This is a genomic window from Sphingopyxis sp., from assembly GCF_016463645.1.
GTDB lineage: Bacteria > Pseudomonadota > Alphaproteobacteria > Sphingomonadales > Sphingomonadaceae > Sphingopyxis.
This window is the reverse complement of sequence record NZ_JAEMQX010000022.1, coordinates 22571-44643: the sequence shown is the minus strand read 5'-3', so window position 1 is coordinate 44643 and position 22073 is coordinate 22571. Positions and strand designations below refer to the sequence as shown.

General features: G+C 65.5%; 20 protein-coding genes. 14 read left to right on the top strand and 6 right to left on the bottom strand.

Annotated features, from left to right (window positions below; all coding sequences use genetic code 11):
* Positions 1-319 precede the first annotated feature (319 nt).
* A complete protein-coding gene (locus tag JHC57_RS07340; protein ID WP_294029357.1) occupies positions 320-844 on the top strand; it encodes a hypothetical protein in 525 nt (174 codons plus the stop codon).
* 15 nt (positions 845-859) lie between these two features.
* Here JHC57_RS07340 and murI read toward each other — a convergent pair whose 3' ends face one another.
* Positions 860-1663: a glutamate racemase gene (gene murI / locus JHC57_RS07335; protein WP_294029356.1), complete on the bottom strand. Its 804-nt coding sequence runs from the start codon at positions 1661-1663 to the stop codon at positions 860-862.
* A gap of 133 nt (positions 1664-1796) precedes the next feature.
* On the opposite strand from murI, the gene plsY reads away from it, so the two are divergent.
* The 6 genes from plsY to JHC57_RS07305 all read left to right on the top strand — a co-directional run bounded on the left by plsY (position 1797) and on the right by JHC57_RS07305 (position 9737).
* Positions 1797-2393, top strand: a complete 597-nt coding sequence (plsY, locus tag JHC57_RS07330) for a glycerol-3-phosphate 1-O-acyltransferase PlsY (protein ID WP_294029355.1) — start codon at positions 1797-1799, stop codon at positions 2391-2393.
* Positions 2390-3475, top strand: a complete 1086-nt coding sequence (gene dprA / locus JHC57_RS07325; protein WP_294029354.1) for a DNA-processing protein DprA — start codon at positions 2390-2392, stop codon at positions 3473-3475. Before plsY ends, dprA begins: the two co-directional genes overlap by 4 nt.
* 114 nt (positions 3476-3589) lie before the next feature.
* Positions 3590-5143 carry a vWA domain-containing protein gene (locus tag JHC57_RS07320; RefSeq protein WP_294029353.1) on the top strand — a complete coding sequence of 518 codons (1554 nt, stop codon included), beginning with the start codon at positions 3590-3592 and terminating at the stop codon, positions 5141-5143.
* 84 nt (positions 5144-5227) lie between these two features.
* Positions 5228-7783, top strand: a complete 2556-nt coding sequence (topA, locus tag JHC57_RS07315; protein WP_294029352.1) for a type I DNA topoisomerase — start codon at positions 5228-5230, stop codon at positions 7781-7783.
* Positions 7784-7848: 65 nt separating this feature from the next.
* Positions 7849-8970: a lipase family protein gene (locus JHC57_RS07310; RefSeq protein ID WP_294029351.1), complete on the top strand. Its 1122-nt coding sequence runs from the start codon at positions 7849-7851 to the stop codon at positions 8968-8970.
* A 140-nt stretch (positions 8971-9110) separates the two neighbouring features.
* Complete coding sequence (locus JHC57_RS07305; protein ID WP_294029350.1) at positions 9111-9737, top strand: hypothetical protein; 627 nt, start codon at positions 9111-9113, stop codon at positions 9735-9737.
* 37 nt (positions 9738-9774) lie between these two features.
* Here JHC57_RS07305 and era read toward each other — a convergent pair whose 3' ends face one another.
* Genes era through lepB form a run of 3 tightly spaced genes read right to left on the bottom strand, consistent with a single transcriptional unit; the run spans position 9775 to position 12235 of the window.
* A complete protein-coding gene (gene era / locus JHC57_RS07300) occupies positions 9775-10668 on the bottom strand; it encodes a GTPase Era (protein ID WP_294029349.1) in 894 nt (297 codons plus the stop codon).
* A complete protein-coding gene (gene rnc, locus JHC57_RS07295; RefSeq protein WP_294029348.1) occupies positions 10665-11345 on the bottom strand; it encodes a ribonuclease III in 681 nt (226 codons plus the stop codon). Before rnc ends, era begins: the two co-directional genes overlap by 4 nt.
* The gene (lepB, locus tag JHC57_RS07290) at positions 11342-12235 is read right to left on the bottom strand and encodes a signal peptidase I (protein WP_294029347.1); all 894 of its coding nucleotides are present in this window, start codon (positions 12233-12235) and stop codon (positions 11342-11344) included. Before lepB ends, rnc begins: the two co-directional genes overlap by 4 nt.
* Before the next feature lie 124 nt (positions 12236-12359).
* Between lepB and pgi the strand changes: the two genes are divergently transcribed.
* The 3 genes from pgi (at position 12360) to JHC57_RS07275 (ending at position 16394) form a co-directional block, all read left to right on the top strand.
* A complete protein-coding gene (pgi, locus tag JHC57_RS07285; RefSeq protein WP_294029346.1) occupies positions 12360-13865 on the top strand; it encodes a glucose-6-phosphate isomerase in 1506 nt (501 codons plus the stop codon).
* A gap of 106 nt (positions 13866-13971) precedes the next feature.
* Entirely contained in the window at positions 13972-15318 is a 1347-nt protein-coding gene (gor, locus tag JHC57_RS07280; protein WP_294029345.1) for a glutathione-disulfide reductase, read from the top strand.
* Positions 15319-15377: 59 nt separating this feature from the next.
* Positions 15378-16394 (top strand): NAD-dependent epimerase/dehydratase family protein, encoded by a 1017-nt coding sequence (locus tag JHC57_RS07275; RefSeq protein WP_294029344.1) that lies wholly within the window; start codon positions 15378-15380, stop codon positions 16392-16394.
* Between the two features lie 71 nt (positions 16395-16465).
* Here JHC57_RS07275 and JHC57_RS07270 read toward each other — a convergent pair whose 3' ends face one another.
* Positions 16466-17251 carry an SDR family oxidoreductase gene (locus JHC57_RS07270; protein WP_294029343.1) on the bottom strand — a complete coding sequence of 262 codons (786 nt, stop codon included), beginning with the start codon at positions 17249-17251 and terminating at the stop codon, positions 16466-16468.
* Between the two features lie 117 nt (positions 17252-17368).
* On the opposite strand from JHC57_RS07270, the gene JHC57_RS07265 reads away from it, so the two are divergent.
* Positions 17369-18262: a LysR family transcriptional regulator gene (locus JHC57_RS07265; protein WP_294029342.1), complete on the top strand. Its 894-nt coding sequence runs from the start codon at positions 17369-17371 to the stop codon at positions 18260-18262.
* Here JHC57_RS07265 and JHC57_RS07260 read toward each other — a convergent pair.
* Positions 18259-19668, bottom strand: a complete 1410-nt coding sequence (locus JHC57_RS07260; protein ID WP_294029341.1) for a short-chain fatty acyl-CoA regulator family protein — start codon at positions 19666-19668, stop codon at positions 18259-18261. The genes JHC57_RS07265 and JHC57_RS07260 overlap by 4 nt on opposite strands.
* Before the next feature lie 108 nt (positions 19669-19776).
* On the opposite strand from JHC57_RS07260, the gene JHC57_RS07255 reads away from it, so the two are divergent.
* Genes JHC57_RS07255 through mce form a run of 3 tightly spaced genes read left to right on the top strand, consistent with a single transcriptional unit; the run spans position 19777 to position 21997 of the window.
* Positions 19777-21309 carry an acyl-CoA carboxylase subunit beta gene (locus JHC57_RS07255; protein WP_294029340.1) on the top strand — a complete coding sequence of 511 codons (1533 nt, stop codon included), beginning with the start codon at positions 19777-19779 and terminating at the stop codon, positions 21307-21309.
* A 41-nt stretch (positions 21310-21350) separates the two neighbouring features.
* Positions 21351-21563 (top strand): hypothetical protein, encoded by a 213-nt coding sequence (locus tag JHC57_RS07250; protein WP_294029339.1) that lies wholly within the window; start codon positions 21351-21353, stop codon positions 21561-21563.
* Complete coding sequence (gene mce / locus JHC57_RS07245) at positions 21560-21997, top strand: methylmalonyl-CoA epimerase (protein WP_294029338.1); 438 nt, start codon at positions 21560-21562, stop codon at positions 21995-21997. Before JHC57_RS07250 ends, mce begins: the two co-directional genes overlap by 4 nt.
* Positions 21998-22073 lie beyond the last annotated feature (76 nt).

Genomic DNA, 22073 nt, shown 5'->3' with positions numbered 1-22073 from the left:
GCAGGATATCGATGAAGACGCGGTAGCGTCCTTCTTCGTGCAGCCGGTCGATCGCGCGTGCGAAGATATCGTTGTAATTCACGTTTCAGCCCCGCAGTCAGGTGCCAGTCAAGCTCTGGGCGCCGCTCCCCTGGCGGCTATTAACATGCGGGCCAATAACGCCGAAAAGCGCGGAATGCCAGTGCGAACGATTCGCAGCACCAGGACAAATTGTCCTATCGGTCCGCATCGAATTACCCGCGCCTGTGATCGATCGCATCGCTGGCCTGCTGCTCGCCCCCGATGTACAGGGCGCGAACGAATGAAAGGAAATATCGATATGCGCCTTGCCATGGCTGCCATTCTGTCGATCGCTGCGGGGCTGTCTGCGACAACCCCGGCACCCGCGCTGGCGCCGGCGCCGTTCGAGGGCGCATGGATGTCCTGCGAGACATATCAGGGCGCCGAGGTCTGCGATTACACGGTGCTGGCGCAGCGCGGGGAACGCGTGTGCGGCCTGCAGGGCTATTTCGCGACCAACGCCTATTACGAACAGCGGTTCGTCGGAACGGTGAAGGCGAATGTCGCGCATATCGAGAAAATCTGCGGGGATCCCGGATCGGAGACCGACACCTATTGCGCGGGCCGCGCGCCCGATGGCGCGGAAAATGTCGGTTGGGGGAGGTCGGACGAAAAATTGTTCGTGTGCGACGGGCGGCTGTTCGCGGCGTCGGGCGCCGATTCGACGAGTTGCACCGGCGTGACGCGTCGATCGGGAACCCCGCGCGTGCGGTCCACAGGCGATAAGGGACCAGCGCCCGAGGATCGCGCCTGGCTCGGGTCGTGTGCCGATGGCGCCGAATAGGCACCGGTTCCGGCCCTAGACGGTTTCGATCGTCCCGATGCCATAGGGCATGAGCGCGGCCAGCGGCGGGGGAGGATTGTTCTCGCTGCGGGTGAACACCGCGATACCGGGAGAGGCTTTGACGGGCCAGCGCTGGCCCTCGGTCAAATGGGCGATGCGCCGGGCGATTCCCTCGGCACCGTCGATCAATCGGACGTTCGGGCCAACGGCGACCTGCAATTCGTTCTGCAGCAGCGGGAAATGGGTGCAGGCGAGGACGACGACGTCCATCGCGTCGCCGCCGGGCTGATCGCGCAGGCCCGCGACGGCGCGTGCGATCACTTCGGGATCGACGACCTCACCGCGAAGCTTGGCCTCCGCACCGGTCACGAGGCCGGGGCTGCCGTGGCGGAGCACGGTCTTGCCCGCGGCAAAGCGGGCGCTCAGGTCGTCGACATAGGGCTGGCGCACCGTCGCTTCGGTGCCGAGCACGCCGATGACGCCGCTGCGGGTCATTTCGGCCGCGGGCTTGATCGCGGGCACGGTGCCGACGATCGGCAGGTCCAGCGCGGCGCGGACATGCGCGAGCGCGATCGTCGACGCGGTGTTGCACGCGATGACGGCGAGCCGCGGCTGGTAGCGCTCGGCGAGCCGACCGAGCAGCGCCGGGACGCGCGCGGCGAGTTCCTCATTGCTCTTCTCGCCATAGGGCAGGCCGGCATAGTCGGCGGCATAGACGATCGGCGCCGTCGGCAGGAGGACGCGGGTGGGGCCGAGGACGGTGAGCCCGCCGAGGCCGCTGTCGAAGAAGAGGATGGGCGCGTCGGGTGCGGGCAGCATGCCCTGCGCCTAGCAGCGCCTTTCACCGTCCTCAATGGGCGAGCTATCGATCCATTTTGGGAGCGATAGCCTTCGAAGCCGTTGATTGCTTTCGCCAACGGCGCCACATAGCGGGAAACGGAGCGGGGTTTTCATGACGATATTCTTGCTGGCCGCCGTCGGCTATCTTCTCGGTTCGATCCCGTTCGGCGTCATTCTGACGCGGCTGTTCGGTGCGGGCGATCTGCGCCGGATCGGGTCGGGCAATATCGGCGCGACCAATGTGCTGCGCACCGGGCGCAAGGGGCTGGCGGCGGCGACGCTGATCCTCGACGGCGCCAAGGGTGCGGTCGCGGTGCTGCTCGCGCGCCACTTCGTTCCCGAACTCGGCGAGCATGCGGCGATGATCGCAGGCGCGGCGGCGATGATCGGCCATTGCTATCCGGTATGGCTCAGTTTCCGCGGCGGAAAGGGGGTTGCGACGCTGCTCGGGCTCGCGCTCGCGCTGGCATGGCCGATCGGGCTTGTGTTCGCCGCCGTGTGGCTCGGCGCGGTTCTGTTGTTCCGCATATCGTCGCTCGGCGGGATGCTCGGTGCGATCTCGGCGCCGATCGCCGCGCTCGCGTTCGGCTATCCGGTCCATGCGGCGGGCCTTTCCGGCCTGGCGATCATAGTGCTTTGGCGACATCGCGAGAATATCGCGCGGCTTCGCGCGGGAACCGAGCCACGCATAGGCGGCAGGAAGGCGTGAACCATGCCGAACGGCTGGCGCGCCTGCGGCTGATCCGCACGCCGCATGTGGGGCCGGTCAGCTGGCATCAATTGATGTCCCGCTTCGGTTCGGGCGAGGCCGCGCTCGACGCGCTACCCGATCTGGTTTTGCGCGGCGGGGCGGGCAAGGCACGGATCGCGCCGATCGAGGTCGCCGAGCGCGAGATCGATCGGGTGGCGGCGCTTGGCGCGCGGCACATCTTCAGTGACGAGGGCGATTATTCGTCGATGCTGCGCGAGGTCGAGGACGCACCCCCGGTGGTAATCGTGCGCGGGGATCCCGCGATGCTGCGCCGTCCCTGCGTCGCAATCGTCGGCGCGCGCAATGCATCGGCAGCGGCATGCCGTTTTGCTCGCCAGCTCGCCGCAGACCTTGCGACGCGCGATGTGACCGTCATCAGCGGACTTGCGCGCGGTGTCGACACCGCCGCCCACATCGGCGCGCTTGGTGGATCGACAGCGGGCATAATCGCGAGCGGGATCGACATCGCTTTCCCGCCGGAAAATGCCGCCTTGCAGGAAAAGATCGCCAGCGACCAGTTGCTGATCGCCGAACAGCCGCCGGGCACCGAGCCGCTCGCGCGCCACTTCCCGTCGCGTAACCGGATCATCGCCGGGATCGCTCACGGAACGGTGGTCATCGAGGCGGCGCCGCGATCGGGGTCGCTGATCACCGCGCGCCGCGCGGGCGATTACGGACGCGAGGTGATGGCGGTACCCGGCTCGCCGCTCGACCCGCGCGCGCAAGGCTGCAATCTGCTGATCCGCGAGGGTGCGACGCTGATCCAGACGGTCGACGATGTCATCGAGGCGGTCGGTCCGATCGACGCGCGAATGGTGCGGGAGCCCGTTCAGCGTTACGTCGCGGCCGCCGCGCCGGCTGAGGTAGGCGAGGGCGAACGCCGGTCGATGATCGACCTGCTGGGCCCTACGCCGGTCGCGATCGACGAGTTGGTGCGCCAGTCGGGGCAGGACGCCTCGACGGTCCAGCTCATGCTGCTCGAACTCGAGCTTGCGGGCCGGGTCGAACGCCATGCCGGAGCGAAGATTTCGCTCATCTGACGGCCTGATAGGGCGAGAAGTTTCGACAAGGTCACGCTTCGGCCCGGTTCAGCCACGGTTCAGCGACTGAGCCGCACGCAGATGATATTGTATCACATGGCGGGGAGTTTGCTGATGCGAAACCGTTTCCTGACAGGCGTGACGATGGTTGCGGTGCTGGCATCGGGGCCCGCGCCGATCCCGCTCGCGATGGCGCAGTCGCGGCCCGCCCCCGACCAGGGCTTCTGCCGCAACGCCGCACCCTTGCCGCGGCTGGAACCCGAGGCGCGGCCGCAGCAGCAAGACAATGGCGGCATCAAGACACGGGGAAGCCCGGCCGAAAGCGAGGAAGCGATGCCGGCCCCGCCGCCGCCTCCCCCGATGGCACCGCCACCGCCATCCTATGCGGGCGACGCTGCAGAGGTCGTGGTAACCGGCGCGCGTGCGGATGGAGGGGCGAGCAAGAGTGCCCCCGCCGAGGCGCTTCCGACGCCCGGCTCGTCATCCGATCATGCGCGCGTCAGCCCCGGCATCGTGCCGCCGCGCCCCTATCCACAGCCTCAACCGCAGTCGGGGATCCTGACCGCGGGCGAACATGACGATCTGCTCAATCCGGAACTCTACGCCGCCTATGTGAACCGCAGCGGCGATCTGGGGCAGGAAGTCCGGAGCCTGCCGCGGGTCGACACCACGCGCATCGTGACGGTCAAGGTCAACGATCGCAGCGGCCAGCCGATCCCCTTTGCCGACGTCGTCGTGACGTGCTCCGACGGCAACAGCATCACCATGGCGACGCAGGCGGACGGCAGCGCGGTGTTCTTCCCGGGCCTCGACCGGCTGAGCGAACGGATCACCGTCGCGGCGCGCAAGGGCGGCCGCACCATCGCCGATGCACGGCCCGTGCTCGTTGCCGACGCGCACGGCGGTCAGACCGTCGGGCTGACCGCCAGTCAGGCGGCGACGAAGGCAACGAAGCTCGATCTGATGCTCGTCGTCGATACGACGGGGAGCATGGGCGACGAGATCAACTATCTGCAGGCCGAACTCCGGTCGATCATCGGCGCGATCACCGCGAAGCATCGTGATCTCGACATCCGCATCGGCTTCGTCTTCTATCGCGATCTCGGCGACGATTATGTCACGCGCACGATCGCCTTCGACCGCGACATCGGGCGCGTGCAGGGCGCGCTCGCGCAGCAACAGGCGAACGGCGGCGGCGATTATCCCGAGGCGATGGATCAGGCATTGATCCGCGCGGTGGGACAGGACTGGCGCCCCGACGCGGTGAAGTCGCTGCTGCTCGTCGCTGACGCGCCGCCGCACGACGACAAGTTCGGGCGCACCTGGACGGCTGCGGAGGCGGCGCGCGCCAAGCGCATCCATATCACCCCGGTCGCCGCGTCGGGTGTCGCCGACAAGGCCGAATATGCGATGCGCGCGATGGCGGCGGCGACCCAGTCGCGCTATCTGTTCCTGACCGACGACAGCGGCGTCGGCAATCCGCACGCGCCGCCGGCGATCGACTGCTACCTCGTCACCCGCCTCGACGCCCTCGTCCGCCGCGTGATCGACAGCCAGATCAGCGGGCGCCGGATCGAGCCGGAAGCCAATGAGATCATCCGCAGCGTCGGCAAATATGACGCCGGGAAATGTATCCTGCCCGCCGATTTCAAATGGCAGAACGGGTAAGGAAAAATCCGGCTTGACGGAATCAAGCTATCCCCGCCACCCTCGCGCGTACATGTGAGAGCCGGTGACGGGGATAGTATTTTAATGCAATTGGTAATTGTGGAATCGCCCGCAAAGGCGAAAACGATCGAGAAATATCTCGGTCGCGATTTCAAGGTTCTGGCGAGCTACGGTCATGTCCGCGATCTGCCGCCCAAGGACGGCTCGGTCGATCCCGACGACGGCTTCGCGATGCTGTGGCAGCTTTATCCCGACAAGACGAAGCGGATGAAGGAAATCCAGGATGCGGCCAAGACTGCCGATCGACTGATCCTCGCGACCGACCCTGATCGCGAGGGAGAGGCGATCAGCTGGCACGTGCAGGAATTGCTGCGCGCGAAAAAGGCACTGCCGCAGTCGGTCGACCGCGTGACCTTCAACGCGATCACCAAGCAGGCGGTGACCGACGCGATGGCGCATCCGCGCGAGCTCGATACCGATCTGATCGACGCGTACCGCGCGCGCCGCGCGCTCGACTATCTCGTCGGCTTTACCCTGTCGCCGGTGCTGTGGCGCAAGCTGCCCGGGGCAAAGTCGGCGGGGCGGGTGCAGTCGGTCGCGCTGCGGCTTGTCGTTGAGCGCGAACGCGAGATCGAGGCCTTTGTCGCGCAGCAATACTGGTCGGTGACCGGGCTGTTCGAAATGGGCGGCACGCCGTTCAAGGCGCGGCTTTCCCGTTGGAAGGGCGACAAGATCGAGCGGCTGACGATTACCAGCGAAGCCGATGCGCGCGCCGCCGAGGCCGATGTGAAGGCCGGCCATTTCACCGTGGATGCGGTCGAGACCAAGCCGCTGACGCGCAACCCGCCGCCCCCCTTCACGACGTCGACGCTGCAGCAGGAAGCCGCACGCAAATTGGGCTTCTCGGCGAGCCATACGATGCGCATCGCGCAGGCGCTCTACGAGGATGGCGCGATCACCTATATGCGTACCGATGGCGTCCAGATGGACGGCAGCGCGATCAGCGCCGCCCGCAAGGCGATCGCGACGCGCTACGATGGTGGCTATGTCCCCGACCAGCCGCGCCAGTATCAGACCAAGGCGAAGAATGCGCAGGAAGCGCACGAGGCGATCCGCCCGACCGATTTTTCGAAGGACAAGGCGGGCAGCGGCGATCATGCGCGGCTCTATGAGCTGATCTGGAAGCGCGCGCTCGCAAGCCAGATGGCGTCGGCGCGGCTCGAACGCACCAGCGTCGACCTCTCCGATGGCACCGGCAAGACGGTGCTGCGTGCGACCGGGCAGGTCGTGAAATTCCCGGGCTTCCTTGCGCTCTATGACGAAAGCCGCGATGACGCGGGCGACGACGACGACGCGCGCCTTCTGCCGGCGATGGCGAAGGGCGACGCACCCGCGAAGACCGGGGTCGACGTCGAAAGCCACGAGACGCAGCCGCCGCCGCGTTATTCCGAAGCGAGCCTCGTCAAGAAGATGGAAGAACTCGGTATCGGGCGTCCGTCGACCTATGCGTCGATCCTCCAGGTGCTGAAGGACCGCGCCTATGTGACGGTCGAGAAGAACCGCTTCATTCCCGAGGAGAGCGGGCGGTTGCTGACGGCGTTCCTCGAACGCTTCTTCGAACGCTATGTCGGCTATGATTTCACCGCCGGGCTCGAGGAAGAGCTCGACGACGTGTCGGGCGGCCGCGCGCAGTGGCAGGCGGTGCTCGAACGCTTCTGGCGCGATTTCAAGCCGCGCACCGGCGAGGTGATGGAGCAGAAGCCGTCGGAGATCACCGCGGCGCTCGACGAATTCCTCGGCCCCTATCTCTTTCCCGACAAGGGCGACGGCAGCGACCCGCGCCTTTGCCCGAATTGCGGTACCGGGCGCCTCGCGCTGCGCGGCGGCAAGTTCGGGCCTTTCATCGCATGCAGCAACTATCCCGACTGCAAGTTCACGCGGAAATTCGCGCAGCCGGGTGGCAGCGACGGCGCCGACACAGGCCCCGAGACGCTGGGCACCGATCCCGATAGCGGGCTGGAAGTGACGAAGCGCAGCGGGCGCTTTGGGCCTTACATCCAGCTCGGCGACGGCAAGGAAGCGAAACGCTCGTCGATCCCGAAGGATATCCCCGGCGAGGATTTCGACCTTGATTATGCGCTGCGGCTTTTGAGCCTGCCGCGCGAGGTCGGGGTGCATCCCGAAAGCGGCAAGCCGATCATGGCGGGGCTGGGGCGCTATGGCCCCTATCTGCTCCACGACGGAAAATATGCAAAGCTGACGGGCACCGCCGAAATCTTCGACATCGGCATGAACGCCGCAGTGGTACGCATCGCCGAGGCGGCTGCGGGCGGCGGGCGCGGGCGGACCAAGGCCGAGCCGCTCAACACCTTTGGCCCGCACCCGACGAGCGGCGGCGAGATGAAGCTGATGGAAGGGCGCTTCGGTCCTTATGTCACCGACGGTACGACCAATGCGACGCTGCCCAAGACCGCCGATCCGGCAACGCTCACGCTCGAAGAAGCGATCGCGCTGATCGACGCGCGCGCCGCGAAGGGCCCGGCGAAGGGCAAGAAGAAAGCGGCGCCGAAGAAAAAGGCGGCGGCAAAAAAGCCCGCCGCAAAAAAGGCTCCGGCAAAGAAGAAGGCCGACGCCGAATAGCGTTAATGTGCGGCGTTTGCGTCGCCGGAGAGCCGTGATAGGTTGGCGCATCGGGAGGTTTTTCGATGCGCCATTTCCTTGCCGTCCTTCTCGCCATCCTGTCGGTGCTTTCCATGCCCGCAGCGGCACAACAACCGCGTTATCTGATCTCCGCCCAGCCGATGACGGACACGCCGCCCGGTACGCAGGCGTGGCGCGTGCAATATTGGACGACCAACGGCAGCGGCCAGCGTTTTGCCGTCACCGGCATCGTCGCGGCGCCGATGGAAGCCATTCCGCCGCGCCCGCGCCGCGTCATTGCGTGGACCCACGGCGCATGGGGCGTCGCCGAGAAATGCGCGCCATCGCTCAGCCCGAACTTCTTCGAATATTCGGCGGGGATGAACGCCGTGCGCAACGGCTATGTGGTGGTCGCGCCCGACTATATCGGCCTTGCCAGCCCGACGATGCACCCGTTTCTGGTCGGAACGGATACGGCCAACGCCGTACTCGACGCAGTTCACGCGGCACGCGAGATTCCGGGCGCGGCGGCGGGGAGCAGCTTCGCCGTGTGGGGTGAATCGCAGGGCGGCCATGCCGCACTGTGGACCGCGATATCGGCGCGCAGCCATGCGCCCGACCTGACGCTCGTCGGCACCGCCGCGGCCGCCCCGCCGACCGATCTCGCCGCGAACCTCGCGCAGGGAAGTGACAAGAATGCGCGCGCGCTACTTCTTTCCTTCGCGCTGCATAGCTGGTCGACGCTCTACGGCTTCTCGCTCGACAGCATCACCAACCGCACCAATCAGGGCATCATTCGCCGGCTGTCCGAGAATGTTTGCGTCAGCTTCAACGCGAAGCCGAAGCTCGGCACGATCCTCGGCATCCTCACCATCGCCCGCGCCACGAAGAACAAGGACATCGCGAAGATCGAACCCTTCGCCTCCTTCGAACGCACCAACAGCGTCGATCCGGCGCGCGTCCCGGGGCCGTTGCTGATCGCGCAGAGCAGCAAGGATACAATCGTGGCGCCCGCGGTGACACGGAAGTTCGCGAAAGCCGTTTGCCGGCGCGGAACGCCGACCCGCTGGATCGACATGACCGGCGACCATGGCGCGAGCGCGAAGGACAGCGCGCAGGAAACGATCGGCTGGATCACGTCGCGCTTCGACGGCAATCCGCCGCCGAATGATTGCCGGCGAATTTAGTGCTTTCTTTCTGACATGGTTGCAAAATTTGCCCGTCGAGACATAGTGATCGGGCTTCGTTGAGAATGCGGGCGGGGAGCAGGCAATAAATTCACGTCGGGATGTGAGGCCCATATTTGCGCCGACTGCACGGGGGAACGATGAGTAACGACACAAAAATTGCGAACGTCGATGACCTTCATGTTTTCGCGAAAACCGGAACCGTTGTCGGGCAGCAGCAAAGCACGGTCATCAATACGACGACAACGACGTCGGGCGGCGGGGGCTATCTCCATCAGGGAACCGGCCATGTGCAAGCTCCCACGACGACCGTGTCGACCAGCTCGTCCGAAAAGCTGCGAATCTTCTTCCGCGACGACAATGGCAAGGAAATCGAAGCCGAATTTTCCGACACGCCGTTCGGCGTTCGCGAGGAACATCGGGTATCGGTGGTCTATGCCGGTCCGGCCGCGCTGAAGAGCGGCTATCCGGTCGCGCTCGTCAATCACAGTACGGGCAACGACAAGATATTCCTGCAGGTGGTCGATCTGCTGCTCCCCAAGCTGTCGGGATGTCTGGCGCTGGGCTTGATTCTGGGCACCCCGATCGGGTTCCTCATCCTGGGTGCGCTGATTTTCGAGGGCGGGATGGCCGGATTTTTCATTTTGGGCATGATTGCGGGGTTCGTTCCCGTCATCATGAAGTTGTCGCGGCGAAAGACGCTGATGAACGCCGTGGTCGACAGGATCAAAGCCAAGGTCGCGGACGTCATCGCGGAAGAGAAATAATCGCGCGACACCGTCCGGGCGTACCGCGAAAGCGGGCTCAATCGACCCAGTCGAGCCCCATGTTGCGATAGACACCGCGGTCCTCGTCCCAGTTTTCCTTCACCTTCACGTGCAGGAACAGATGGACCGTGCGCCCCATCAACTCGGTCAGTTCGGCGCGCGCGCGGGCGCCGATTTCCTTGATCCGGGCACCGCCCTTGCCGAGCACGATCGCGCGCTGGTTGTCGCGCGCGACGAATATCTGCTGATGGATTTCGGCGCTGCCGTCGGGGCGCGTCTTGAACAGCTCGGTCTCGACCGTCGACTGATAGGGCAGTTCCTCGTGGAGCTGGCGGTAGAGCTGTTCGCGGGTGATCTCGGCGGCGAGCATGCGTTCGGGGGCGTCGCTGACCTCGTCCTCGGGGAAGTGCCAGGGGCCTTCGGGCATCAGCTTCGCGAGATGCGTCTTGAGCTCGGGCACGCCGTCGCCGCTGCTCGCCGCGATGAAGAAGGTTTCGTCGAACGCGACCTTGCCGTTGAGCTCGGTGGCGATCGTGAGCAGCTTGTCCTTCTTCGTGAGGTCGACCTTGTTCAGGATCAGATATTTCTTCTCGGGCCGGTTCGCTATGCCTTCGAGCACGCGCTCGACGCGGCCCGTCAGCTTGGCCGCTGCATCGACCATCACGAGGATCGCCTCGGCTTCCTCGAGGCTGCCCCACGCGGCGGCGACCATCGCGCGGTCGAGCCGGCGCGTCGGCGCGAAGATGCCGGGCGTGTCGATCAGGATGATCTGCGTCTCGCCGTCCATCGCGACGCCCATCAGTCGCGTACGCGTCGTCTGCGCCTTCGGGCTGACGATCGCGACCTTCTGGCCCACGAGCGCGTTGACGAGCGTCGATTTGCCCGCGTTGGGTGCGCCGACGACGGCGACGAAACCGCAATGCCGGGTCATAGTTTCATCCCTTCGAGTTCGGCGAGCAACGCCGCCGCAGCGGCCTTTTCGGCCGCCTGTTTGCTGGTGCCTTCGGCTTCGGCACGCGCGAGTTTGCCGACGCTCACCGCGATGCGAAAGCGCGGGGCATGGTCGGGGCCTTCGCGCGAAACAATCTCATATTCGGGCGGGCGGCGCTTCCGCGCGAGCGCCCATTCCTGGAGCGCCGCCTTGGGGTGCTTGGGCGCGGCCTGCTGTCCGTCGATCATTTCGTTCCAATGCGTCAGGATGAACCGGCGCGCAGCGTCGGCTCCCTTGTCGAGCCAGAGCGCGCCGATCAGCGCCTCCATGGCATCCGCGGCAATATTGTCGCTGTAGCGCCCCCCGTCATTGCGCGCCTGCGCGCCGAAGCGGATCAGCGCGGTCAGATCGAGCCTGCGAGCGACCGCGGCGCAGGTGGCGCCCGATGCGAGCACATGGAGACGCGACGACATCTCGCCCTCGCTCGCAGCAGGAAAGCGCGAATACAGTTCGGACGCGAGGACGAGGCCGAGTACGCGGTCGCCGAGAAATTCGAGCCGCTGGTAGTCGGGACGCCCGGTGCTGCCATGCGTCAGCGCCAGATCGTAGAGCGCCGGATCGCCCGGAGCGCCGCCGATGATGCCGGCGAGCGCCCCGGTGTCGAGAGGGTCGCTCAAAAACCGTCCCCGACGCGCTCCCAGCGTGCGGCGGTGAACCAGCTGATCGGGTTGAGCCAGCTCGCCGATCCATCGGTCGAGAACATGCCGACAAGCGCGTGGCCGACGAGATTTTCCTCGGGGACGAGGCCGATGCCCTGATTCTCCATCGCGGGGAAACGGCTGTCGGCGCTGCGGTCGCGATTGTCGCCCATCAGGAAGAGATGGCCTTCGGGCACGACGACGAGCGAGGTATTGTCCTCGGCGATCGTCGTGATGTCGAGGATCGCATAGCTTTTGCCGCTCGGCAGCGTTTCACGGAACTGCTTGTAGCGGCACTGCCGCTGGCCATCGGCGGCGACTTCCTCGAACTCGGGCGAATAACAGGGCAGGGTGCCCGTCGCGCGCGAGGCGTCGATCATGTTCTGCGTCACCGGGATGACGAAATCGGGCATCGCCTCGCGCTGCAGCGGCTTGCCGTTCAGCCAGACGATGCCGTCCTTCACCTGCACGCTGTCGCCAGGCAGACCGATCACGCGCTTGATATAGTCATTGTCGTTGACCGGCGGCGCCTTGAACACGACGACGTCGCCGCGTTCGGGCGTGCGCGCGAAAATCCGGCCGGGGATCAGCGGCGCGCTCAGCGGCAGGCTGTATTTCGAATAGCCATAGGCCATCTTGTTCACGAGCAGATAGTCGCCGATCAGCAGGCGCGGCTGCATCGATTCCGACGGGATGTTGAACGGCGACAGGAAAAAGCTGCGAAAAATCAGCACCGCGATCGCGAGCAGCGCGAGGAAGCGGACGGTGTCGACGGCCTCTTCCTTGGCGGACGCAGGCGCAGGAGTCGGCGAAGACGGCGTGGGCCCGGTCGGGGGCGTCACATCGGCGGCAAAGCTGGCATTGGTCATGCTGCGGCATTGGCGATGAATAGGTTGTCACGTCAAGCAAATATCGGCGGACGCCACTGGCGCCGTGCGGGCGGGGGGCCTAGAGAAAGGTCGCGATTCAATCCCCCCATCGAGGACACAGACGATGACGACAGCGCAGCAGGCCTGGCAGGCCCTTTCCGACTGGCAGCCGCAGAAACTGACCGACCTGGTCGCCGCCGACCCGCAGGCGCGGTTGCAGGCGCTGGTCCGGAGCGTCGCCGACATCCGTTTCGACTTCGCCAAGACGCATCTCGACACGTCCGCGATCGCGATCCTGTCGGGCCTTGCCGAAGCGCAGGATTTCCCGAGTCGGCGCAAGACGCTTTTTTCGGGCGGAATCGCCAATCCGACCGAAGACCGCGCCGCCGAGCATAGCGCCGAACGCGGCGACGGCGCGCCCGAGTCGGTGCATGTCGCGAAGGCATTGCACCAGCGGATGCGGATGATGATCGACGCGATCGAGGCGGGCGCGTTCGGCGAGATCCGCCACCTGCTCCATATCGGCATCGGCGGGTCGGCGCTCGGCCCCGACCTGCTCGTCGACGCGCTCGGCCGCCATAGCGACCGTTACGACGTCGCCGTCGTTTCGAACGTCGACGGCGCAGCCCTCGACGAAGCCTTCGCCAAATTCAGCCCCGAGCACACGCTGGTCGCGGTCGCATCGAAGACCTTCACCACGACCGAAACGTTGCTCAACGCCAATTCGGCGCTGCAATGGCTCGACGAAGCGGGAGTCGAGGATCCGGTCGGCCGCTTCATCGCGCTGACCGCCAAGCCCGAACGCGCGATGGAATGGGGCATCGACGAAACGCGCATCCTGCCGTTCAGCGAGACCGTCGGCGGGCGCTATTCGCTGTGGTCGTCGATCGGCTTCCCCGCAGCGCTCGCGCTCGGCTGGGACGCCTTTGCCGACCTGCTCGAGGGTGCGGCCGAGATGGACCGCCATTTCCGCCTCGCCGACGGCGCCGACAATATCTGCCTGCTCGCGGCTTTTGCCGATCAGGTCTATGCGAACCGCCTCGGCTGCCAGACGCGCGCGGTTTTCGCTTATGACGAGCGGTTGCGGCTGCTGCCCTCCTATCTGCAACAGCTCGAGATGGAATCGAACGGCAAGTCGGTGACCTTCACCGGCGAGACCGTCGCGCAGCAGACCGCGCCGATCACCTGGGGCGGCGTCGGCACCGACGCGCAGCATGCCGTGTTCCAGTTGCTCCACCAGGGCACGCACCTGACCCCGGTCGAATTCGTCGTCGCGCGCGAGCCGGATCACCTGCTCGACGATGCGCATCACGAAACGCTCGTCGCCAATTGCATCGCGCAGGGCGCGGCCCTGATGGCGGGGCGCGCGAGCGAGGATGGCGCGCGCAACTATCCCGGCAACCGACCCTCCACGACGATCCTGCTCGATCAGGTGACGCCGCGCACCCTCGGCGCGCTGATCGCCTTTTACGAGCATCGCGTTTTCGCCAATGCCGTGCTGCTCGGTATCAACCCCTTCGACCAGTTCGGCGTCGAGCTGGGCAAGGAGATGGCGAAAGGCCTCGCCGAAGGTACGGTCGAGTTCGACGCGGCGACGCAGGCGCTGATGCAGGCGGCACTCGGCGATTGAGAGCACGTCGCTGTCACTGAGCGCAAATTTCGATTGGCAAGCCGCGCCCGTGTAACCACATAGGCGCCGGGCGCGAATGCCTGCCTGTCCAATTCAGGGGTTTTCCATGAGCGATTTCGACTATGATCTCTTCGTCATCGGCGCCGGTTCGGGCGGCGTCCGCGCGTCGCGCATCGCGGCCTCGCACGGCGCGCGCGTTGCGGTGGCGGAGGAGTATCGGGTCGGCGGCACATGCGTCATCCGCGGCTGCGTACCGAAGAAGCTGCTCGTCTACGGGGCGCACTTCGCCGAGGATATTCACGACGCGCGCAAGTTCGGCTGGGACGTGCCCGATTGCAAATTCAACTGGCAGGTGCTGCGCGACAATGTGCTCGCCGAGGTCGACCGGCTCGAGGGCCTTTATGGCCAGACGCTCGACAATCACAAGGTCACCGTCTTCAAGACGCGCGCGACCGTCGTCGGTCCGCAGAAGGTGCGCCTTGCCGACGGCACCGAACTCACCGCCGAACGCATCCTGATCGCGACGGGCGGCTGGCCGCACGTGCCCGAATTTCCGGGCAGCGAGCATGCGATCACCTCGAACGAGGTCTTCCATCTCGACAAGCTGCCGAAGCGCGTCGTGATTGCAGGCGGCGGCTATATCGCCAATGAATTTGCCGGCATCTTCAACGAATTCGGCAGCAAGGTGACGATCGTCAATCGCGGCGACACGATCCTGCGCGGCTATGACGAGCAGATACGCGACCGGTTGCTCCAGATTTCGATGACCAAGGGGATCGATTTCAAGTTCAACGCGCCTTTCCGGTCGATCGAGAAGAACGACGACGGGTCGCTCACCGTCCATCTCGAAGGCTGCGATCCGATTCCCGCCGACGCGGTGCTCGTCGCGGCGGGTCGCGTTCCGAACAGCCGCGGGATCGGGCTCGAAGAGGTCGGGGTCGAACTCGACAAGCATGGCGCGATCAAGGTCGACGAAACGAACCAGTCGTCGGTGCCCGGCATCTATGCGGTCGGCGACGTCACCAACCGCATCCAGCTGACGCCCGTGGCGATCCGCGAGGGTCAGGCGTTTGCGGACTCGGTGTTCGGCGGCAAGCCGACGGTGGTCGATTACCAGAATGTCCCGAGCGCGGTGTTCAGCCATCCGCCGATCGGCGCGGTCGGGATGACCGAGGCCGAGGCGCGCAACAAGCTCGGATCGATCCGTGTCTACACCAGCGACTTCCGCGCGATGAAGAATGTCCTAGCGGGCCGCAACGAGCGCGCACTGTACAAGATGGTCGTCAACGCCGCGACCGATCAGGTTGTCGGTCTCCATATGATCGGTCCCGATGCGCCCGAAATTTTGCAGGCCGCCGCGGTCGCGGTGAAGGCGGGGCTGACCAAGGCCGATTTCGATGCGACCGTCGCGCTGCATCCGAGCATGGCCGAGGAACTCGTGCTCCTCAAATAAGGTTTCGGCCTGCAACCCGCATGCGCTATTCTGTCCACCCACAAGGCGGGGAGGGGCGCATGGCGGGTACGGCATTGGTGACCGGGGGCAGCGGCTATATCGCGGGCTTCCTGATCCGGCAGCTGATCGGGAACGGCTGGACGGTCAACACGACGGTCCGCAACCTCGGACGCGAGGACGAGGTTCGTCGCTGGCTGAACGTCGACGCCGCCGGACTGCGCTTCTTCGCCGCCGACCTCGAAAACGACGCCGGCTGGGCCGAGGCGATGGCGGGGTGCAGCCATGTCGCGCACGTCGCGTCGCCCTTTCCGCTCGATGTGCCGAGGCACGCCGACGAGCTTGTCATTCCCGCACGCGAAGGTGCGCTCCGGGCGCTCCGTTTCGCGAAGGGGGCAGGGGTGAGGCGCTTCATTCTCACCTCGTCGATGGCGGCGATCGCCTATGGCCATGGCAAGGGCCGCGACCTTTATGACGAAGCCGATTGGACCGATCTCGATAACCCCGGAGTCATGCCCTATCCGCGATCGAAAACCGTTGCCGAGCGTGCCGCACGCGATTGGGCGAAGACCGAGGGCGGTGACATGGAGTTCGCGTCGGTCAATCCCGCGGCGGTGTTCGGGCCGCTGCTTTCGGACGATCTCTCGACCTCGATCGAACTGGTGAAGCAATTGCTCGAGGGCAAGGTGCCGATGTGCCCCGATATCGGTTTCGGGATCGTCGACGTGCGCGATGTCGCCGACCTCCATTATCGTGCGCTGACCGCGCCGGTGCTCCGTGACGAGCGCTATGTCTGCTCGGGCCCGTTCCTGAAGATGATCGAGGTTGCGAATATCCTGACCGCGAACCTCGGCGACAAGGCGAGGAAGGTGCCGGCGCGCAGGATGCCCGACTGGCTGCTCAAGCTGTTCGCGCTGGTGCGGCCCGAACTCAAACAGCTCGTCGCCGAACTCGGCAATGTTCGCGGCGGCGACAGCAGCCATGCGATGACGACGCTCGGCTGGACGATGCGCCCGCCCGAGGAGACGATCCTCGCGACGGCGCATAGCCTGATCGAGCGGGGGATAGTGAAGGTCTGAAACAGGCGGACCCCGGCGGAAGCCGGGGCCCGTTGCTTCGGTCTGCGAGCCGGCTTTCGCGGGAGGCGGACTTATGCGATCGTCGGCACGATCCCGCCCTCGGCGCGGATCGCGGCCCCGTTGGTCACCGCGGCGAGCGGACTCGCGAGATAGGTGACCATCGATCCGATCTCGTCGGCCTCGATCAGGCGGCGGATCAGCGACAGCGGGCGCAGCTCGTCGAAGAAGGCCTTCTCGCGCTCGGCTTCGGGCGCGTCGGGGTTTGACACCACCGAGCGGATGAAGTCGACGATGCCTTCCGAGCGCGTCGGCCCGGGCAGCACCGTGTTGACGGTCACGCCCGTGCCCCTGGTCTGCTCGGCGAGCCCGCGTGCGATCGTCAGTTGCGCGGTCTTGGTCATGCCGTAATGGATCATCTCGGCGGGCGGAAGCAGCCCGCTCTCGCTCGCGATGAAGATCACGCGGCCCCAGTCATTATCGAGCATCTTCGGGAAATAGTGCCGCGACAGCCGTGCGCCGCTTACGACATTGACCTCGAAAAGACGATGCCAGTCGGCGTCGCTGATCTCGGCGAAGGGCTTGGCTTCGTAGATGCCGAGATTGTTGACGAGGATATCGACCGCGGGAACCGCCGCGATCAGCGCCTCGGCGCCTTCGGCGGTCGCGGGATCGGCGAGGACGGCGCGGATCGTGCCCGATTTCGCCAGTTCGGCTGCAGCTTCGTCGAGCTTCGCCTGATTGCGTCCGGTGATGACGACGTCGACGCCTTCCTCGGCGAGGCGTCTGGCGATCGCGAAACCGATGCCTGCGGTCGATCCGGTGACGAGCGCGGTCTTGCCTTTGAGTTTCAGGTCCATGAGCGAGTTCCTTTCACACCTTGCTTCTTGTTCGATGTGCCGAAGATAGCGTTTCGCGTCATTGTTGATTAGAATGCGCTTCATCATTTCAGTGATGATTCAAAATCAGGAATAGCGATGGACAACCGGTTCGGCGATATCGAGACCTTCCTTGCGGTTGCGAGCGAGGGTAGCTTCGCGGCAGGGGCCAAGGCGCTCCGCCTCACGCCCTCGGCGGTCAGCCGCAGCATTGCGCGGCTGGAACAGCGGCTCGGCGCGATCCTTTTCCGCCGGACGACGCGGTCGCTGGCGCTGACCGCCGAAGGAACCGTCTATCGCGACCGGATGAGCGTGCTGCTCGCCGAAATCGAGACGGTCGAAAACGGGCTCGGCCGCGAAAAGCAGGGGCCGCGCGGGTTGCTCCGCGTCAACGCCTCGCCGTCGATCGGCGTGCCGTTGCTGCCGATCCTGCCGCGCTTTACCGCGCGCTATCCCGAGATCACTCTGGACCTTGCCCTGTCCGACATGATCATCGACCTGGTCGAGGAGCGCGCCGACATCGCGATCCGCATCGGCCCGCTCCGTGACACGAGCCTCCGCGCCAAGAAGCTCGGACACAGCCGCATGGCGCTGGTCGCCAGCCCGGATTATCTCGCACGGCGCGGTACGCCGCGGACGCCCGACGATCTCGACGCGCACGACTGTCTTCGCTTCAGCTTTCGCCGTTCGGTCGACAGCTGGCCCTTCCGTATCGGCGGGCGGATCGTTCATCTTCCGGTCCATGGCAGCTTCTTCGGCAATTCGGGCGACATGGTGCGCCAGATGGCCGTCGCGGGCGGCGGTATTTCGCGGCACGGCCATTTCCACGTCGCTGCCGACCTCGCGGCAGGACGGCTTGTCGAGGTGCTCGCGGATTTCCACCCTGGCGACGGCGAGGATATTCACGCGCTCTACGCGCCCGAAGACCGCGCCGCCGCCCGCATCCGCGCCTTCCTCGATTTCCTCGACGAAGAGCTGGTGATCGCGCCCTAACCGATCCGGTAGGGCACGACGTCGCGCCGGTCGGGATCGACGAGGATCGGGCGGTCGCTCGGCGGAAAGGCGCGCTGGTCACAATCGTCGCGCGGACAGATGCGGCACGACAGGCCGATGCGCGTCGCCGCCTGCGGTGCGGCGACATCGACACCGTCGGCATAGACGAAATCGCCGGCATATTGCGCCTCGCACCCGAGCGCGACGGCGTAGCGGCGCGGGCTGCGCGCGTAACTGCCCGACGGTTTCACCAGCCCCTTCGCCATCGACACATAGCGCAGGCCGTCGGGCGTCTCGGCAAGCTGGAACAGGATGCGATCGGGGATCGCCGCGGCCTCGTGGACGATCCACAGCGGGCAGGCGCCGCCGAAACGGGCGAACTGGAGGCGCGTCGCCGAGTGCCGCTTGGTGATATTGCCCGCCATGTCGACGCGGCAGAAGAACATCGGGATGCCGCGTGCCCCGGGGCGCTGGAGCGTCGAGAGGCGGTGGCACGCCTGTTCGAAGCTGACCCCATATTCGAGCCGCAGCCGGTCGATGTCGTGCCGCACCGCCCGGGCGCTGGCACGGAAGGGAGCATAGGGCATCAACACCGCGCCCGCCGCGTAGTTGGCAAGGCCGACATGAAGCAATTGCCGCGCGGCCGCGGTGCGCAGCGGCGAGGCTTCGACCACCGCAGCAATCTCTTTGGCGAGCGCGAGGGCGGCGAGCTGGTGCGCCAACTGGAAGCGGCGGGTCTCGGCAGGCTGCGACGGGTCGATCACCAGATGCCGCATCGTCGCGTCGAAATCGCGCAGGGTCTGCGTCTGGTTGTAAACGATCGAAATGCCGAGTGCGTCGCGTAGTCGCCGTTCGATCGTTTCGATCGCCGGTGAGGGATCCTTGCCGCGCAGTTGTCCCGCGAGCGCTTCGGCGGCCCGGTCGATGCTGTCGACATAGTTGCCCGCGTCGTGAAACCAGTCGCGCACCTCTTCCCACGGCAGGCGGCTGCCCTCGGCGGTGCCGCCGGTCAGCGCCTCGTCGATAATCTGCAACCGCTGCCCCGCGCGGCGATAGGCGGCGTGAAGCGCGACGAACTGGTCGGCAAGCTGCGGTTGCTGGAGTGCGGCGCGTTCGAGCTGCTCGGGAGACAGGGGCGATGCGGCGAAGAGCGGATCGGCGGCGGCTTCGCGCAACGCTCCGGCGCGGCGATCACCGACGTCGGCCGCAACCTCTTCCCATTCGAGCGGGAACAGCTTTTGCAGCCGGTCGAGCAGCGCCGGCGTCAGCGGGCGGTCGTCATGCTCGATCTGGCTGAGGTACGAGGTCGAGATGCCCAGCGTTTCGGCGAACCCGGCCTGCCGGATACCACGTTCGGCGCGAAGCTGCCTCAACCGGTTTCCGGCGAAGATGCGTTGGCGGGCCATGCCCTTCGATACTTTGCAAAATCCTACTTTGCAACTTTGCAAATTCGCATTTGCATCGCGACGCGCCGGACGGCAGACGGCATGTTCGAATTCTGACGGAGAAGCCGAATGTCCGCCAATATCGCCGAAATGGAACGCCGCCGCGCCGCCGCAGCCCTCGGGGGCGGGCAGAAGCGCATCGACGCGCAGCACAGCAAGGGCAAGCTGACCGCGCGCGAGCGGCTCGACGTACTGCTCGATGAGGGCTCGTTCGAAGAGCTCGACACCTATGTCGAGCATAATTGCACCGATTTCGGGATGCAGGACCAGATCGTCCCCGGTGACGGCGTCGTCACCGGATCGGGCACGATCAACGGCCGCCTCGTCTATGTCTTCAGTCAGGACTTCACCGTCTTCGGCGGCTCGCTGTCGGAGCGGCATGCCGAAAAGATCATGAAGGTGATGGACAATGCGATGAAGGTCGGCGCCCCGGTCATCGGCCTCAACGACAGCGGCGGCGCGCGCATCCAGGAAGGTGTCGCGTCATTGGGCGGCTATGCCGAGGTGTTCCAGCGCAACGTGCTCGCATCGGGCGTCGTGCCGCAGCTCAGCCTCATCATGGGCCCGTGCGCGGGCGGGGCGGTCTACTCGCCGGCCATGACCGACTTCATCTTCATGGTGAAGGACAGCAGCTATATGTTCGTTACCGGCCCCGACGTCGTGAAGACGGTGACCAACGAGGTCGTCACGCAGGAGGAACTCGGCGGGGCGATCACGCACACGACGAAAAGCTCGGTCGCCGACCTCGCGTTCGAGAACGATATCGAGGCCCTGCTAGCGGCGCGCGATTTCTTCGATTACCTGCCCGAGAACAACCGCAGCGGCGTTCCGGTCCGCCCGACGAGCGATCCCTACGACCGCGCCGAGCCGAGCCTCGACACGCTGATCCCCCCGAACGCGAACCAGCCGTACGACATGCACGAGCTGATCCGGAAGACCGTCGACGAAGGCGATTTCTTCGAGGTCCAGCCGGCGCACGCCGCGAACATCATCTGCGGCTTCGGGCGCATCGAGGGGCGCACGATCGGTATCGTCGCCAACCAGCCGCTGGTGCTCGCGGGCGTGCTCGACATCAACTCGTCGAAGAAGGCGGCGCGTTTCGTCCGCTTCTGCGACGCGTTCGAGATCCCGATCATCACCTTCGTCGACGTCCCCGGCTTCCTGCCCGGGACCGCGCAGGAATATAACGGCATCATCAAGCATGGCGCGAAGCTGCTCTTCGCCTATGCGGAGGCGACGGTGCCGAAGATCACGGTGATCACGCGCAAGGCCTATGGCGGCGCGTACGACGTGATGGCGTCGAAGCATCTGCGCGGCGACCTCAACTATGCCTGGCCGACCGCCGAGATCGCGGTGATGGGCGCGAAGGGCGCGGTCGAGATCATCTTCCGCAGCGACATCGGCGATCCCGAAAAGATCGCGCAGCGGACGAAGGAATATGAGGACCGCTTCGCCAACCCGTTCGTTGCGGCGTCGCGCGGGTATATCGACGAGGTCATCCACCCGCACAATACGCGCAAGCGGATCGCGCTGGGGCTGCGGAAGCTCAGAAACAAGAGCCTCGAGAATCCGTGGAAGAAGCATGACAATATTCCGCTGTGATGGCTGAGTTGGGGAACCTCGCAATCTACGTGGCGCCGCTAATGCTGATGATCTTCGCGTTACCGGCAATCACGGCCATCTCGGCTCGGCGATCCGGCGAGTTGAAGATTCCGCGGCCGGGTAGGCAGCCGTTGGTCCTTCGTCGATCGGAGGACGCGGCGCAGTTTGATGCCGAGCTTGGTTTCCTTCAGAAAGTGTCAGTGGCGATCGCGCTGCTTTTCATGGCAACATTAGGATGGGTGTTTTTCAGATGAAACTAGGCCGCCTCAATCACATCGGCGTTGCGACGCCGTCGATCACCGACAGCATCGTTTTTTACCGCGATGTGATGGGGGCGACCCGGATCCACGAGCCGTTCGATCTGCCCGAGCAGGGGGTCAAAGTGTGTTTCGTCGACACGCCGACCGACAGCGGGTTGAACGGCACACAGATCGAGCTGATCGAACCACTGCCGGGCAATGCGTCGATCGCCGGCTTCCTGCAGAAGAACCCCGCAGGGGGGCAGCATCATATGTGTTATGAAGTGCCGGATATTCACGCCGCGAAGGCCGAGTTCGAGAGCATGGGCAAGCGCGTCCTCGGCGAGCCGCGGATCGGGGCGCACGGGACGCCGATCTTCTTCCTGCACCCCAAGGATATGGGCGGGGTGCTGACCGAGATCATGGAGACGCCGAAAGGGGCGCACTGACCTTTATGCCTTCGTCACACCGGACTTGATCCGGGGGCCATCGATGCCGGGTCAAGTCCGGCATGACGAAAATGAA

Excerpts from the sequence above, each read along its gene's own strand:
- JHC57_RS07340 (WP_294029357.1), top strand. The coding sequence starts at position 320 with ATGCGCCTTGCCATGGCTGCCATTCTGTCGATCGCTGCGGGGCTGTCT.
- murI (WP_294029356.1), bottom strand. The coding sequence starts at position 1,663 with ATGCTGCCCGCACCCGACGCGCCCATCCTCTTCTTCGACAGCGGCCTC.
- plsY (WP_294029355.1), top strand. The coding sequence starts at position 1,797 with ATGACGATATTCTTGCTGGCCGCCGTCGGCTATCTTCTCGGTTCGATC.
- JHC57_RS07320 (WP_294029353.1), top strand. The coding sequence starts at position 3,590 with ATGCGAAACCGTTTCCTGACAGGCGTGACGATGGTTGCGGTGCTGGCA.
- topA (WP_294029352.1), top strand. The coding sequence starts at position 5,228 with ATGCAATTGGTAATTGTGGAATCGCCCGCAAAGGCGAAAACGATCGAG.
- JHC57_RS07310 (WP_294029351.1), top strand. The coding sequence starts at position 7,849 with ATGCGCCATTTCCTTGCCGTCCTTCTCGCCATCCTGTCGGTGCTTTCC.
- JHC57_RS07305 (WP_294029350.1), top strand. The coding sequence starts at position 9,111 with ATGAGTAACGACACAAAAATTGCGAACGTCGATGACCTTCATGTTTTC.
- era (WP_294029349.1), bottom strand. The coding sequence starts at position 10,668 with ATGACCCGGCATTGCGGTTTCGTCGCCGTCGTCGGCGCACCCAACGCG.
- lepB (WP_294029347.1), bottom strand. The coding sequence starts at position 12,235 with ATGACCAATGCCAGCTTTGCCGCCGATGTGACGCCCCCGACCGGGCCC.
- pgi (WP_294029346.1), top strand. The coding sequence starts at position 12,360 with ATGACGACAGCGCAGCAGGCCTGGCAGGCCCTTTCCGACTGGCAGCCG.
- gor (WP_294029345.1), top strand. The coding sequence starts at position 13,972 with ATGAGCGATTTCGACTATGATCTCTTCGTCATCGGCGCCGGTTCGGGC.
- JHC57_RS07275 (WP_294029344.1), top strand. The coding sequence starts at position 15,378 with ATGGCGGGTACGGCATTGGTGACCGGGGGCAGCGGCTATATCGCGGGC.
- JHC57_RS07270 (WP_294029343.1), bottom strand. The coding sequence starts at position 17,251 with ATGGACCTGAAACTCAAAGGCAAGACCGCGCTCGTCACCGGATCGACC.
- JHC57_RS07265 (WP_294029342.1), top strand. The coding sequence starts at position 17,369 with ATGGACAACCGGTTCGGCGATATCGAGACCTTCCTTGCGGTTGCGAGC.
- JHC57_RS07260 (WP_294029341.1), bottom strand. The coding sequence starts at position 19,668 with ATGGCCCGCCAACGCATCTTCGCCGGAAACCGGTTGAGGCAGCTTCGC.
- JHC57_RS07255 (WP_294029340.1), top strand. The coding sequence starts at position 19,777 with ATGTCCGCCAATATCGCCGAAATGGAACGCCGCCGCGCCGCCGCAGCC.
- JHC57_RS07250 (WP_294029339.1), top strand. The coding sequence starts at position 21,351 with ATGCTGATGATCTTCGCGTTACCGGCAATCACGGCCATCTCGGCTCGG.
- mce (WP_294029338.1), top strand. The coding sequence starts at position 21,560 with ATGAAACTAGGCCGCCTCAATCACATCGGCGTTGCGACGCCGTCGATC.